This is a genomic window from Acetobacter sp. (assembly GCF_022483985.1).
In the GTDB taxonomy this organism is placed as follows: Bacteria; Pseudomonadota; Alphaproteobacteria; order Acetobacterales; family Acetobacteraceae; genus Acetobacter.
On record NZ_JAKVME010000003.1, the window covers coordinates 481898 to 495000 of the forward strand.

The 13103-nt window shown below is 60.9% G+C and carries 13 protein-coding genes (1 of these 13 cut by a window edge); 7 read left to right on the forward strand and 6 right to left on the reverse strand.

Annotation, left to right across the window (positions count from 1 at the left end):
- The first annotated feature begins 38 nt into the window (after positions 1–38).
- Positions 39–671, forward strand: a complete 633-nt coding sequence (locus LKE90_RS16285) for a LysE family translocator (protein ID WP_291494580.1) — start codon at positions 39–41, stop codon at positions 669–671.
- 48 nt (positions 672–719) lie between these two features.
- On the opposite strand, the gene LKE90_RS16290 is transcribed toward LKE90_RS16285, so the two are convergent.
- From LKE90_RS16290 to cysQ, 4 genes are all read right to left on the reverse strand, one after another.
- On the reverse strand, positions 720–2147 hold the full coding sequence (locus tag LKE90_RS16290) for an FAD-binding oxidoreductase (RefSeq protein WP_291494579.1): 1428 nt from the start codon (positions 2145–2147) through the stop codon (positions 720–722).
- Between the two features lie 251 nt (positions 2148–2398).
- The gene (locus LKE90_RS16295; RefSeq protein ID WP_291494578.1) at positions 2399–2941 is read right to left on the reverse strand and encodes a hypothetical protein; all 543 of its coding nucleotides are present in this window, start codon (positions 2939–2941) and stop codon (positions 2399–2401) included.
- Positions 2938–3972, reverse strand: coding sequence for an L-threonylcarbamoyladenylate synthase (locus LKE90_RS16300; protein ID WP_291494577.1), 1035 nt, complete (start codon positions 3970–3972; stop codon positions 2938–2940). The genes LKE90_RS16295 and LKE90_RS16300 overlap by 4 nt, the downstream gene beginning before the upstream one ends.
- 140 nt (positions 3973–4112) lie before the next feature.
- Complete coding sequence (cysQ, locus tag LKE90_RS16305; protein ID WP_291494576.1) at positions 4113–4904, reverse strand: 3'(2'),5'-bisphosphate nucleotidase CysQ; 792 nt, start codon at positions 4902–4904, stop codon at positions 4113–4115.
- A gap of 360 nt (positions 4905–5264) precedes the next feature.
- Here cysQ and LKE90_RS16310 point away from each other — a divergent pair, with 360 nt between their 5' ends.
- The 5 genes from LKE90_RS16310 (at position 5265) to LKE90_RS16330 (ending at position 10905) form a co-directional block, all read left to right on the forward strand.
- Positions 5265–6422 carry an MFS transporter gene (locus LKE90_RS16310; protein ID WP_291494575.1) on the forward strand — a complete coding sequence of 386 codons (1158 nt, stop codon included), beginning with the start codon at positions 5265–5267 and terminating at the stop codon, positions 6420–6422.
- Positions 6423–6597: 175 nt separating this feature from the next.
- Positions 6598–7656 (forward strand): MYG1 family protein, encoded by a 1059-nt coding sequence (locus tag LKE90_RS16315; RefSeq protein ID WP_291494574.1) that lies wholly within the window; start codon positions 6598–6600, stop codon positions 7654–7656.
- Positions 7657–7876: 220 nt separating this feature from the next.
- Positions 7877–9343 carry a leucyl aminopeptidase gene (locus LKE90_RS16320; RefSeq protein ID WP_291494573.1) on the forward strand — a complete coding sequence of 489 codons (1467 nt, stop codon included), beginning with the start codon at positions 7877–7879 and terminating at the stop codon, positions 9341–9343.
- Positions 9344–9351: 8 nt separating this feature from the next.
- A complete protein-coding gene (locus LKE90_RS16325) occupies positions 9352–9798 on the forward strand; it encodes a DNA polymerase III subunit chi (protein WP_291494572.1) in 447 nt (148 codons plus the stop codon).
- 252 nt (positions 9799–10050) lie between these two features.
- On the forward strand, positions 10051–10905 hold the full coding sequence (locus tag LKE90_RS16330; protein WP_291494571.1) for an aldo/keto reductase: 855 nt from the start codon (positions 10051–10053) through the stop codon (positions 10903–10905).
- A gap of 126 nt (positions 10906–11031) precedes the next feature.
- Here the strand turns inward: LKE90_RS16330 and LKE90_RS16335 are convergent, their stop codons facing one another.
- Together LKE90_RS16335 and LKE90_RS16340 are read right to left on the reverse strand one after the other, a co-directional pair.
- On the reverse strand, positions 11032–11424 hold the full coding sequence (locus LKE90_RS16335) for a YidB family protein (RefSeq protein WP_291494570.1): 393 nt from the start codon (positions 11422–11424) through the stop codon (positions 11032–11034).
- Between the two features lie 162 nt (positions 11425–11586).
- Positions 11587–12225 (reverse strand): TetR/AcrR family transcriptional regulator C-terminal domain-containing protein, encoded by a 639-nt coding sequence (locus LKE90_RS16340; protein WP_407066112.1) that lies wholly within the window; start codon positions 12223–12225, stop codon positions 11587–11589.
- A gap of 224 nt (positions 12226–12449) precedes the next feature.
- On the opposite strand from LKE90_RS16340, the gene LKE90_RS16345 reads away from it, so the two are divergent.
- Positions 12450–13103, forward strand: the beginning of a protein-coding gene (locus LKE90_RS16345; protein ID WP_291494616.1) for an efflux transporter outer membrane subunit. Its footprint extends 843 nt past the window's final position; only the first 654 of its 1497 coding nucleotides appear in the window; its start codon is at positions 12450–12452; its stop codon lies off the right edge, out of view.

A 13103-nucleotide genomic window follows, 5' to 3' on the forward strand; every position in this document is an offset into this window, starting at 1 on the left:
TCTGCCGCTCAGGTCTAAAAGACAGGATTATTGGACAGATGTCTCTCCATTCATGGTGGCTTTTTGTCGCAACGGTTTTCCTGCTTTCAGGAACACCGGGTCCCAACATGCTGCACATCATGACCCGCAGCCTCGAAGTCGGGTTACAGCGCAGTGTTATGGCAATGTTGGGCTGTATCGCAGCGGTCGTGCTGATGCTGCTGGCGTCTGCATTTGGACTGGCGGCCCTCCTTTTGGCGCTTCCCGGAGTGTTCGATATCTTGCGCTATATGGGGGCTGCTTATTTGATCCTGCTGGGTGTAAAGGCTTGGTGTGCGCCAGTTTCATCTGTTTCGGTTCAATCCAGTGAAAGCAGGAAGAGGCTTTCCAAGCTTACACTTTTTCGCACCGGCTTTGCGGTGGGAATCAGTAACCCGAAACTGATTCTGTTTTCTGCTGCGTTTCTTCCTCAGTTCATCAATGTCGGAAAGCCGCATTTTTTACAATTCCTGATCCTGATTGTGACCTTTGCCGCAATCGAAGGGTTTTGGTATGGCGTCTACGCTTTCGGAGGACGATCACTGTCACGTTTTTTGATGCGCGTTACAGTCAGGAAATGGTTCAACCGGATCACGGGTGGCATCTTTGCCTGTTTCGGGGCGGCTCTTCTGAAACTGAAACCGGCTGGATGAGGATTCTCCCTGTCTTGAAAAGAAATTTTCGACAGGGAGGGTTTGCATTCAGGTCGTCGGAAAAATTTTCCCCGGATTCATGATGCCCTCAGGGTCTACTGCGCCCTTGATACGCCGCATCATGTCCAGTTCCGCTCCACCACGCCAGCCGGGCATCATGTAGGTCTTGAGCTGCCCGACGCCGTGCTCGGCGGAGAAAGAACCGCCTAGCTCCTTCACGATGTTCGCCACGGTGTCCATCATTTCGTGATCGCGGGCGAGAAACGCCTTGCCGTCCGCGCCTTCCGGCTGGACGAGGTTGAAGTGAATGTTGCCGTCGCCGATATGGCCGAACGGGGCGACACGGATGTCCGGAATCAGTGTCTCGCAGGCCTCCGTGGCGCGCGCGATGAAAGTGGGGATGGCGGAGAGTGGCACGGAAACATCGTTCTTCACGGAGGCGCCCGCACGTTTTTGCGCGTCAGCGTGCTCTTCGCGCAGCTTCCAGAACGCCAGACGCTGCGTCTCGCTTTCCGCCAGCACGGCGTCGCTGACCAGCCCGTCCTCGAAGGCCTTGCCCAAGACTTCTTCCATCAGTTCGCGCAGGGCGCCGCCTTCACGCGGGCTGGCCAGCTCCACCAGCACATAGGCAGGTGCGGATTCGGACAGCGGCAGGGAGGCATCGGGTATCAGCGTGTTGACGAGGTTCATGCTCAGGCCGGACATGAATTCGAACGCCTGTATCGCGCTTGGCTCCGTGTTGCGGAAAGCAGAGAACAGGGCCAGCGCGCCTTTGGCGTCTGCGACGGCACACAGGGCGGCCTCGATGGATTTAGGCTTTGGCTGGAGCTGGAGAATCGCAGTGGTGATGAGACCGAGCGTGCCTTCCGAGCCGATGAAAAGCTGGCGCAGCGCGTAGCCGGTGTTGTCCTTGCGAAGGCGACGCATCACATCGAGAATCTGACCGTCCGGCAGCACGGCTTCGAGTCCAAGCACCAGTTCGCGCGCGTTGCCGTAACGCACCGTGTTGTTGCCGCCCGCGTTGGTGGCGAGCACGCCGCCGATCTCGGCCGAACCTTCCGAGGAAATGGACAGCGGCAGCATCAGTCCGGCGGCGGTCGCGGCGTCCTGCGCGGCTTTCAGCGTTACGCCCGCTTCCACAACCATCGTGTTGTCGATCGGGTCGATCTCGCGCACCCTGTTCATGCGGCTGGTGATGATGACCAGCGCGTGGCCTGTCTCATCGGGAGTCGCGCCGCCGACCATGCTGGTGTTGCCGCCCTGCGGCACGACCGGGACATTATGCTCTGCGCATAGACGCACGGCTTCCGCGCAGGCCTCCGTGCTGGCCGGACGTGCGACGGCGCAGGCTTTGCCGTGGAACAGGGAGCGCCAGTCCGTCAGATAGGGGGTCATGTCGCTGGCTTCCGTCAGCAGACCGCCGGGGCCGAGGGTCTTTTCCAGAGCGGCGAGCAGGGCGGGAGGAAGACTGGTCATGCTGGTTTGTCCGAATAGGGGCCTGAAGGGTGTTGTATAATGCCGAAGGACTCAGAACTGAAATCGGCGCTGTTCTCTGTTCTTTTTTGAAAAAACGCCAGAAAACCTTACCAGATCAGAGTGCGGCCTGACTGCGTAGCAGACGGCTTTCCTGACGAGTAAAAGTCTTTTTGCTTCTTTACTCTTCCAGAAAAAAATGAATCGGGCCCTGTTTGCAAGGGATACAGACAAGGCAGCTCGCGTCGTATTTTCTAATGAAGGTAGACGGCATTGGGGACATGATGCGGGACAGGCTTCAGCGAGTGGAACAGTTCGCCGCCCGCGACCCCGGCGATGCAGCCGACCAGCAGAACCATGCCGATCAGGCCGAAGCGGGTATGCGTGGCTGATTGTGCCGCCACCAGGAGACTCTGGGTTTCCGCCCGCGCCTGCTGGGTCAGAAATAGCTCCGCTTTCAACGACGCATTGGATGCCCGCACGTTGCGGAGTTCCAGATCGAGCCGGTTCAGGTTTTCCGACAATTCCCGCACACGCTGCCGTTCCAGTTGCACATCGCCTGCCGCGGCGGAGCGGGAAGCGCGGGGACGAGGGGCTGTCGTGCTGGCTCGCTTGGGGGGATTCGGGGCAATCGCCGTGAAAAGATTCTTGAGCGCCCCGCCGGTGATCTTGTTGCGTTGTGCCCGTGCGCGCAGAGCGGAAAGAGCGGCTTCCGACTGACCGGCCTGATCTTCCAGCACCAGAGCCAGAATATCGGAGAGGACTTTCAGCTCTTTCGGATCAAACGAGTCGCTCATGCGACGTGATGCTCCTGTGTCGAAGGGGCGTCCTGACAGGCATCAGCATCCGGACGAGGGGCGGCCGCACGACCGAGACGATCACGGATGGCGAGGCCAAGTCCGGTATCGGGAATGGGCTGCACGACAATCCGGCTGCATCCCGCCTGCGTTCCCTGACGATCAAGAGCACGCAGGCCCGCGAACAGCCGCGAGGCCGCCTCATCCAGATGACCGGTCTCGCTGAGATTCCACAACACGCGCGCGCCGGTCAGCGGGGGACCGAAAGCCAGCAGCGCCTCGTCGGGCTGTACTGACCGGACATCGAGAGCCACGGGCAGGCCGGGCGCATAGTGAGAGGTCAACATGCCGGGAGCGATGGGCGCGTTGGCTTCCCGCGCATCATGATGGCGTTCCACAGGGCCGATGACGGTTTCTATGTCCTCGACAGTCACGCCGCCCGGCCGAAGCAGACGGGGCGTGTCGCCGGACAAATCCAGAATAGTGCTTTCCACGCCGACGGCGCACGGGCCGGTGTCGAGCACCGCGTCAATGCGTCCGGCCAGCCCGTCCATCACATGGTCTGCGTCGGACGGACTCACCGCGCCGGAGCGATTGGCGGAGGGAGCCGCAACCGGTCGTCCCAAGGCACGCAGGAGCGCGAGCGCGGTGTCCTGCGCCGGAACGCGCACTGCTGCTGTCGGCAGACCGGCGGCGGCGAGGTCGCAGATTTCGCCGTCTGGGTGGCGGGGCAGCACGAGGGTCAACGGGCCGGGCCAGAATTTCTCCGCCAGCTTGCGGGCCAGAGGTGTTGCCACGACCTGTTTGAAGGCGGACTCGCTATCCGGAAAATGACTGATGAGCGGATTGAACCGGGGCCGTTCTTTGGCTTCGAAGATGCGGGCCACCGCGAGTGGGTTCGTCGCATCCGCGCCAAGGCCGTAGACCGTCTCCGTCCCGAACGCGACAAGTCGACCGTCGCGCAGGAGTTCTGCGGCGCGGATCAGGCCCTCAGGCTGCTCTGCGTCATCGGCTACAAGGCGGTCGGTCATATGGCTCCTCAGATGAGGCTGTCGGCTTATCACGGAATGGCGAGAAACAGCCAGTTTGGATTTCAGGCCTGTGATGCTCCGCTCGCCGCCCAGCCGGAGACCGAGCTTGCGGTTGTGGGAAGCGTGGCCGTTTCCCTGCCTCAGTCGTCAAGATCACCGGCGCAGACAAAGAACGGGTTCTTCCAGCCCGGCTTGCTGTAGCGGAGGGGGCCGCTGCCATCGAGCAGCATGACCCTGCCGCCCGCGGCTTCCACAATCGCCTGAGGCGCTGCCGTGTCCCATTCCATCGTCGGTCCGAGACGCGGGTAGAAATCCGCCACACCCTCGGCCACGCGGACAAATTTCACAGCCGAGCCGATATTGCCCAGCGAGGCGATGGGACGTTCGCCCAGAAGCTTCGCCAACGCCGGATCGTCGCCGTGATGACGGGAGGCGAGGACAGCCAGCCCATCCTTTGGAGCCTTGCGGACGTGAATCGCATGCTCGCCATCGGCGTCATAGCGGGTCGCGCCGAGTCCTTCGCCGCCGGTGTAGAACTGTCCGTAAGCGGGGAGAGCCATGGCGCCGAGCACCGCCCGGTCATCCCGCACCAGACCGATATTCACCGTGAAGTCGTCACGTCCGGCGGCGAATTCCCGCGTGCCGTCCAGCGGGTCGACCAGCCAGTATTCCGTGCCGCCTTCCACGCGGATGCCCGCCGCCATTTCTTCTTCCGCGATGACCGGAATGTGGGGGGCTGCGGCGCGCAGTCCGGCCAGAATATGTTTCTCCGCCGCCTGATCGGCTTCCGTCACCGGCGAACGGTCAGATTTCGTGGTGGTCACGAATCCTTTGGCCCGGATGGCGTTGATGATGTCGCTGGCCTCGCGAGCGAGACGAAGAGCGAGGGCGAGGAGCGCGGCGTCAGGGACCGGAGAGCTGGAAAGAGTCATACCTCTTTCTTACTCCACAGAAATGAAGGCGCAATTGATTATCTGGTGACCACGCCCTTCAATCAGCCCTCTGTAAATGTACTGCTGAGTTGCAGATCCGTTGTCCGCCACTGTCCTCCGCCATGTCCTGTCCAGGCGAGCGCCGCGACAGGCTGTTCAGAGAAGGAGGCGGGTGGTGGCGCAGAAGCTTTTCAGCGTGCTGCTTCGAACCCCGCAAAGGGACGCGGCTCCTTTCTTCCCGTCTGGCAAGGAAACAGGAAGAGAAGCCGCAGCTTCACAAAAAAGCAGGGTGCGGTGATTGTCTGCAAAATCGTTGCCGCAAGCTGCTATACGGACGCCCCAGCCCTTTCAGGAAGTCCTATGACCGCCTCCTCTCCTCCCGGCCGTGGCATGACCCTCGCCATGGCTGCTGCGACGGGTCTCGCCGTCGCCAATATCTATTATAACCAGCCGATGCTGGGCGTCATGGAACGGGCGATGCCGAGCAGTCTTACGGCTCTGGTGCCCACCGCCACCCAGTTGGGATATGCCCTCGGTCTGTTCGCGCTGGTGCCGCTGGGAGATCTTCTGGAGCGTCGGCAACTCATTGTCTGGCAGTTTGTGTTGCTGGCGGCCGCTCTGGCGATAACGGCGCTCGCTCCCGGCGCTGGGATCGTGCTGCTCGGCTCGCTGCTGATCGGGGCCGCTGCAACCGTCGCCCAGCAGATCGTGCCGTTTGCGGCGCACCTCGCTCCGCCGGAACGACGCGGCGCGGTTGTGGGCGTTGTCATGTCCGGCCTGCTGTGTGGTATTCTGCTGAGCCGGACGCTGGCCGGATTTGTGGCGGATCATGCGGGCTGGCGCGAGATGTTCTGGCTGGGCGTGCCACTCAGTCTGGGAGCAGGGGCTCTGATGCGTCTTCTGCTGCCCTACAGCCGTCCCGACACGCAGCACAACTATGCCAGTCTCATGGTATCGCTGGCTCATCTCTGGCGGGAATTTCCAGCGCTGCGACTGGCAGCTTTCACGCAGGCGCTGCTGTTCGGTACGTTCTCGGTCTTCTGGTCCATTCTCGCCCTGCATCTACAGGAGCCGCGCTTCAACCTGAGCGCGGAAGCCGCAGGATTATTCGGGATCGTGGGCGCTGTGGGGATTCTGGCGGCTCCGCTCGCTGGAAGGATCGCCGACAGCCACGGTCCGCACCGCACCATTCTGGCAGGAACCCTTCTCACGCTTCTGTCATGGGTGCTTTTTGGCACATGGCTCTCTCTGACCGGGCTGGTTGCCGGTTGCATCCTGCTGGATTTCACGGTGCAGAGCGTGCTTATTTCGCATCAGCATATTGTCTACGCATTGCGTCCTGAAGCCCGCTCCCGCCTCAATACGCTTTTCATGGGGGTGATGTTTCTCGGCGGCGCGAGTGGCGCGGCGGGTGCATCGGTGGCGTGGATCATCGGAGGGTGGAGCGCTGTTGCGCTGTTCGGTGGCGCGATGGCCGCCGGGGCGCTCATGTTGCAGGTCATTTCCGCGCGAAGCTGATTGTGCAAGCGGTCCCTCTGCGGCATGAGAGGCGCTCAGGACGGTCCTGTCCCCGCGCGCCGGTTCGCGGCAGCATGGCGCGGGTCATGACCTGAGAGGGTGATTCACGGTTCGGACAGGAATGTCCGGAACGGATCAGACTCTGAAACCATTTTTGGCTACAGCGGATTTTTTCATGTCAGAACACACTCCCATCGGTCTGGATCAGCAGGCATCTCCCGTCCGGGCTCTGACCCATTCCGGGAATTTCCATACGGATGAAACGCTGGGATATGTGATTCTGCATTACGCGCTGGAGCCCGAGGGTGATCTGCGTGGTCGTGTGCTGGATGGTGGTGTCGGTGGACGCCTCGCCTTCGTGCGCTCACGCAATCCGGAAGACATTCGGGCGGCTGATATCGTGTTTGATGTCGGTGGCGAATATGCGCCGCCCAAGGGCCGTTACGATCATCATATGCGGGTCAAACCGCTGCGTGAGGACGGCACGCCCTACAGCGCCGCCGGGCTGCTGTGGAAGGATTATGGCAAGGCCGCGATCCGCAATATTCTCGGCACGGTCCTGAAAACGCCGGTCAGTGAATCCCCGATCAGTGAAGCCGATGTGGCGTCGATCTGGCAGACGCTCGACAAGTCGCTGATCCTGCCTGTCGATCTCGATGACAACGGCGTGGCCAAGATGGGCAAGCTCTCGCTGGCGGACATCGTGTCGGCCTGCAACCCGCCGTGGGACACGACTGAACTTTATGGCGCGGATGTCGCAAAGACGAAGGAAAGCACCGGTTTCGCCAATGCCGCCGCCGCTGTCGCCGCGCATCTGGTCAACTCCCTGGACCGTGTGCGCGCCAGCCTGAAAGCCGCGAGTCGGGTGATGGAGGCGTATGCGAAGGCCGAGGACAAGCGCATCCTGCTGATGGACACGGGCATGCCGACCGAAAAGATGATCTTCGAGAACGATCTGCCTGTGGTCTATGTGGTGTCGCCTGCGAACGACAGCCAGTGGAACGTCAAGGCGATCGCCTCGGCCCGTGGAGAGTTCAGTCAGCGCGTTCCCCTGCCGGAAGCATGGGGTGGTCTGGAAAAAACCGAACTGGCGAAGGTGTCAGGCGTGCCTGACGCCGTGTTCGCGCATCCTGCACGGTTCATCTGTGGCGCCGGAAGCCGCGAAGGCGCGCTGAAAATGGCGCAACTGGCGTTGCAGATTGATGCGTCGCTCAAGGCAGGGAAGTCCGCCTGAGGTTTTGCCGCCGGATCATGGGCAGGGACCAGTGCTTCCTGCCCGGGTCGGGCAGAGCCCGAGACCGTAACACCCGCAACAAATCCGCTGTGGACGGGTTGGAGTGACACCACCGTTGCCAACCCTCGTCCCCCTCACTACCTTTGGAAGCGGATAGCTCCGGGTGGGGCAGCGGAACCGGTCCGTCGTCGCGCCTGCCAGACAAGGAAAAGGCGCCAACGTGACAGAGATCAGCTTCTCCGACCTTGCTCTTCCTACAAGTGGCGCACTGGCGCTGCCGGAATTTGCCGATGGGGCGCGGTCCGACTTTTTCGCCGCTGTGGACAAGGCGACCGGCGGGGCGCTGACCCGTGCGGCGGAGGCGGCGTCTTTCACCTTCAAGCGTGGTGCAACCTGCGTAGTGCTGGCTCCCGGTGCCAATCTGGAGCGCGTCGTGCTGGTTGGTCTTGGCGACAGGGACAGCCTGACGGAAACATCCGCCGAGCAGGCGGGCGGCACGGCGGCGCAGACGCTGTCCATGCACGCGCAGGGCGCGCTCTCCACGGCGGCGCTTGATCCGAAGCTGGCTGTGCATGTGGCGCTTGGCGCGTCGCTCGGTCTGTATCGCTTCGATCGCTACCGCACCACGGAGAAAAAGGACGACAAGCCGAAGCTGGCGTCACTTGCCGTTCTGACAAAAGATGCGGCTGGTGCGAAAGCGGCATGGACAGGCTGGGAAGCCGTGGCGAAGGGCGTGACCCTGACCCGCGATCTGGTCAGCGAGCCCGCCAATGTCCTGACGCCGATTGAATTCGCCAAACGCACGGAGGCCTTGAAGGAGCTCGGCGTTGACGTCGAGGTGTTCGACGTTCCCGCGCTTGAGAAGCTGAAATTCGGTTCCATGCTCGGCGTCGCGCAGGGCAGTGACAATCCGCCCCGCATGGTGGTGATGCGTTGGAATGGCGCCGGGGATGACTCCGCGCCGCTGGCCTTTGTCGGCAAGGGTGTGACGTTCGACTCCGGCGGTATTTCCATCAAGCCGGCCGCCGGCATGGAAGACATGAAGTGGGACATGGCGGGCGCGGGCGTCGTCACCGGCCTGATGGCCGCGCTGGCGGGCCGCAAGGCGAAAGTCAATGCGGTCGGCCTGATCGGTCTCGTCGAGAACATGGTCTCTGGCAACGCGCAGCGTCCTGGCGATGTGGTCCGTAGCGCGTCCGGCCAGACCATCGAGGTGCTGAATACCGATGCGGAAGGCCGCCTCGTTCTGGCCGATGTGCTCTGGTATGCGCGTGAGACTTTCTCACCGCGTTACATGGTCGATCTGGCCACGCTGACGGGTGCGATCATTGTCGGCCTCGGTCATGAATATGCGGGCCTGTTCTCGAATGACGACACGCTTTCCTCGAAGCTGACGGACGCTGGCACGGCGACCGAGGAGAAGCTGTGGCGGATGCCGATGGGCGAGGAGTACGACAAGCAGCTCAAGTCCGATATTGCCGACATGAAGAATATTGGTGGCGGGCGTGCGGGTGGCTCCATCACGGCGGCGCAGTTCCTCAAGCGCTTCGTGGGTGAGACGCCGTGGGCGCATCTCGACATCGCGGGCGTGGCCTGGGCGACCAAGGCGAAGTCCGGTTCTCCGAAAGGCGCTTCCGGTTTCGGTGTGCGTCTGCTTGACCGGTTTACCCGTCAGTTCGAAGGCTGACAGGCCCGGTGGCCGAGGTCGGTTTCTACCATCTGACACGCACCGGGGCGCTTGAGGCGCTGCCGGTGCTGCTTGGCCGCACACTGGACGCGGGCAAAAGGGCGGTCGTCAGATGCGGCGATCCGGCGACGGCTGCCGCCCTTGATGAGGCGCTCTGGAAAGTCTCTGAACCGGTCTGGCTTCCTCACGCGGCGACGGGTGGGAAATATCCCGAGCGTCAGCCTGTGTGGATTACGGCGGGCGAGGATGTGCCCAATGGGGCAGACTTCCTGTTTCTGACGGGCATAGCCGAAGCGTTGCCTGTTGAAGCGTTCGAGCGCGTGTTCGATCTCTTCGATGGACAGGATGAGGCGGCGGTCGCGGCGGCGCGTGTGCGCTGGGTGGCGTTGCGTGATGCGGGACACACGCTGGCTTACTGGAAGCAGGAAGCAAAGGGTTGGACAAGGGCGCGCTGAGAGTTTTCTTCTTCAGGGGTGCCGCCTTTTTTCAAGAAGCTTCACCGGAAATTTTTATGTTTTATCAGGGCTTGTGAAGATCAGCCTGCTGACTGGCGGCATGGCTTCATTTTCCGCATGGATCATTTTCCGTTCTGCTGCGTTGGAATGATCTCAGAGAATATAAAAGCAGATTGCGAACGGCAGACTGCAATACGCTCCCGCATTTCATATAATGAATGTTGCAGACAGTTTCCCCGAAAGGACCATGTCATGACACGCAAGGTCAGATTCAAAAATGGCGTTGAGGTTCCGGCTCTGGGCATGGGAACATGGAACATGGGGGACGATGTCTCCCTGCGCAGCGATGAGATCGCCAGTCTTCAGGCGGGTCTCGATGCAGGACTGCGTGTCATCGATACGGCCGAGATGTATGGTAATGGCCGCTCTGAAAGTGTCGTGGGAGAGGCGATAGAGAAGCGGCGGGACGACGTGTTCCTCGTGAGCAAGGTGTTGCCTTCGAACGCGTCGGCCAGAGGTGTCGTCCGGAGCTGTACAGACTCTCTCAAGCGGCTGCGCACCGATTACATGGACCTCTATCTCCTGCACTGGCAGGGAAGCGTACCGCTCGCTGAAACATTCGAAGCCTTCGAGACGTTACGCGATCGCGGAATGATCAGAAGCTGGGGGGTTTCCAATTTCGATACGACCGACATGGAGGAAGTGGAACAGACCAGCTATGGTGAAAGCTGTGTCACCAATCAGGTTCTTTACAGTCTTAGTCACCGTGGAATCGAATTTGATCTGCTGGAGGAAGACCGTGCCCGTCAGGCTGTGACCATGGCCTATTCGCCGCTTGGACAGGGCGGCGGGATGCTCAGGGATAATGTGCTGGCGAGGATTGCCCGACAGCACTCGACAAGTCAGGGGGCGGCGACTCCGGCACAGATCGCGCTGGCATGGGTTCTGCGCCAGCCATCTCTCATTGCGATTCCCAAGGCAGGCTCGAAAAAACATCTTCTGGAAAATGTTGTCGCGCAGGAAATCAGATTGACGGATGATGATCTTCTGGCGCTGGACAGGGCGTTTCCTCCTCCGGGCAGGAAAGTGCCTCTGGAAGTTATCTGAAGCGAGTGGGAAGAAATATAAACTCCCGGCGTCTTTTGTTGCATGCAACAGCAGGTTCCGGCCTGAAGGATGTTCTTCAGACCGGCGTGTCATTCCGCGACAAGAAACAGTGTTTTAAACAGTGTTTTACAGGGCAGGTGGCTTCTGCCTGTCCTGAACCTGCCGGGCGTTGCGATACACAATGCCGGGGACGACGGAAGCAAGACCGCTGACCACGGCGTCTGGCGAAAGCCCTGTCTCCTTGGAAAACCGGCTGATGACGTCCTGAGGGATAAGCGTTTTGATATCGGCTTCTGTGGCGGGAGTCTTGCTGATGGCATCTCTCCATCCCTGAAGAAGGTCATCCAGACCTGCCGCGTGAGCGCATCCGCGCACTTCCGGAATACCGGGTGCGCCTTCCTTACCCATATATTCGCTCACAGCGGAGGCGAGGCCGGAATTATCCTTGTGGGCGCGTGTCACGAAATCAACGGCGTCATTCAGAGCGCCGGGCAGATTGTCGTCCATTTTTCTGGTCATGACAGTCTCCTTTGACCGTAATCGGCAAGCGGACGTCACTGTTTCTGTCTTTTGGTGTTTGTTGTGTCGAATGCTGACAGGATGCAGAGCCGCTTGTCTGCCTGAAGACTGAACGGGCGGAAGGGCGTCGAGTTCTGCCGCCAGCCTCAGATGACAAAAATTTCAGCTTGCAGAATAAACCGCCAGAAACATGGTGACGGTTGCGTCGGCTATATGGTCGATATCAGCGTCCGTCGTGGAAACAGGCAACTCGAAGCGGCGACGCGTGACGATGCGTGTCTGGCACAGGGTGTAGAACTGTTCCGCCGCGAACATCGGATCGGGGACATTGAGTTCATTTTTTTCTGTCCGGTCCGCCAGCCATTTGGCCAGTGTGTCGATGCAGATGGCGGGCGCATGTTCCCAGAATGTCTCGGCAAGATGGGGAAAATGCCGTGCTTCCGAGATAATGACCCGATAAAGCGAGAGGGTGGTCGGGGCGCTGATCAGCGCGATGGTCGAACGGGCGAGGGCATGCAGTGTCTCCCGTGGGGGAAGGTCGGCATTGACCGGACGAAAGGCTGCGGGAAGGTCTCTTTCGGCTTTCTGTTTGACGACGGCGGTGAAGAGCTCGGCCTTGTTGTCGAAGTAGTTGTAGAGCGTGCCTTTCGAGACGCCGGCATGGCGCGCGATGACGGACATGCTCGCGCCTTCATAGCCGGACTCCGAAAAAATTTCGTGTGCTCCCTCCAGAATCTGCTCCCGTTTGGCAGCTGAGGCTTCCACGGAATGTTTTGGTGAGCAGCAGCCCTGATCTCTCATAATCTTCTCTGGTATCGTGGGGTATGCAGGCGTGATTGACGCCCTAGGGAAAGCCGATAGGGTGCATGCTGACCGATCGGTTCGGTCAGCGTCAAGGCAGTGTGCCGACGCCGGAGACGAACTGTTCCGTCGGGCGAAGGTGGCCGACCAACGAAGGCTGCCTGCGACAAGTGGAAAATGTCCATCACGATGAAGCTGATGGGCTGCGGGGGTGTAGAGTGTCTATGTGGTTGCGCGCGGCGAAATCGAAGCAGGTTCTGACCAGTCTTGTTCTTCTGTTGTCAGGGTGCGCGGTCGGGCCGAACTATAAGAAACCCCAGACATGGACACCGCCAGCGTGGAAGGTCGCGCAGGCGGGCAGCAGGGCCAGCGTGACGATTCCGGATGCGCCGGATGTGAACTGGTGGAGCGTCTTCCATGACCCGGAGCTGACGGCCCTCGAAAAACGGCTTGCGACTGATAACCTTGATGTTCAACGCGGCACGGCGCAGCTCGCGGAAAGCCGGGCGCAGCTTGTTCTGGCGGGAGCCGAGCGTTTTCCCGCGCTGAGTGCTTCAGGATCGTATGCGCGGGCGCAGTACAGTTCCCAGAATCTGCGCCGAATCGTTTCCCACATTGCCGAAAGCACTGGCGGCAGCATGGGGCAGCTTCTCGACCAGAACGCCAGCAATGCGACGATTCCCCTGCTTGATCAGTGGCGTGATGGCGTGGATGCGACATGGGAGGTTGATCTCTGGGGGCGGGTGCGCCGTCAGTATGAGGCGGCTCAGGCCTATCTTGATGAAAGCACGGAACAGCGCCGTTCGTTGCTGATTGCGCGTGAAGGTGATCTGGCGCGCGATTACATGACGTTACGGGGAACGCAGAAGCGGCTCGCG

Bases quoted from the DNA above. Each gene is read 5' to 3' on its own strand.
- LKE90_RS16285 (WP_291494580.1), top strand. From the start codon at position 39: ATGTCTCTCCATTCATGGTGGCTTTTTGTCGCAACGGTTTTCCTGCTT.
- LKE90_RS16290 (WP_291494579.1), bottom strand. From the start codon at position 2,147: ATGACCAGTCTTCCTCCCGCCCTGCTCGCCGCTCTGGAAAAGACCCTC.
- LKE90_RS16295 (WP_291494578.1), bottom strand. From the start codon at position 2,941: ATGAGCGACTCGTTTGATCCGAAAGAGCTGAAAGTCCTCTCCGATATT.
- LKE90_RS16300 (WP_291494577.1), bottom strand. From the start codon at position 3,972: ATGACCGACCGCCTTGTAGCCGATGACGCAGAGCAGCCTGAGGGCCTG.
- cysQ (WP_291494576.1), bottom strand. From the start codon at position 4,904: ATGACTCTTTCCAGCTCTCCGGTCCCTGACGCCGCGCTCCTCGCCCTC.
- LKE90_RS16310 (WP_291494575.1), top strand. From the start codon at position 5,265: ATGACCGCCTCCTCTCCTCCCGGCCGTGGCATGACCCTCGCCATGGCT.
- LKE90_RS16315 (WP_291494574.1), top strand. From the start codon at position 6,598: ATGTCAGAACACACTCCCATCGGTCTGGATCAGCAGGCATCTCCCGTC.
- LKE90_RS16330 (WP_291494571.1), top strand. From the start codon at position 10,051: ATGACACGCAAGGTCAGATTCAAAAATGGCGTTGAGGTTCCGGCTCTG.
- LKE90_RS16335 (WP_291494570.1), bottom strand. From the start codon at position 11,424: ATGACCAGAAAAATGGACGACAATCTGCCCGGCGCTCTGAATGACGCC.
- LKE90_RS16340 (WP_407066112.1), bottom strand. From the start codon at position 12,225: ATGAGAGATCAGGGCTGCTGCTCACCAAAACATTCCGTGGAAGCCTCA.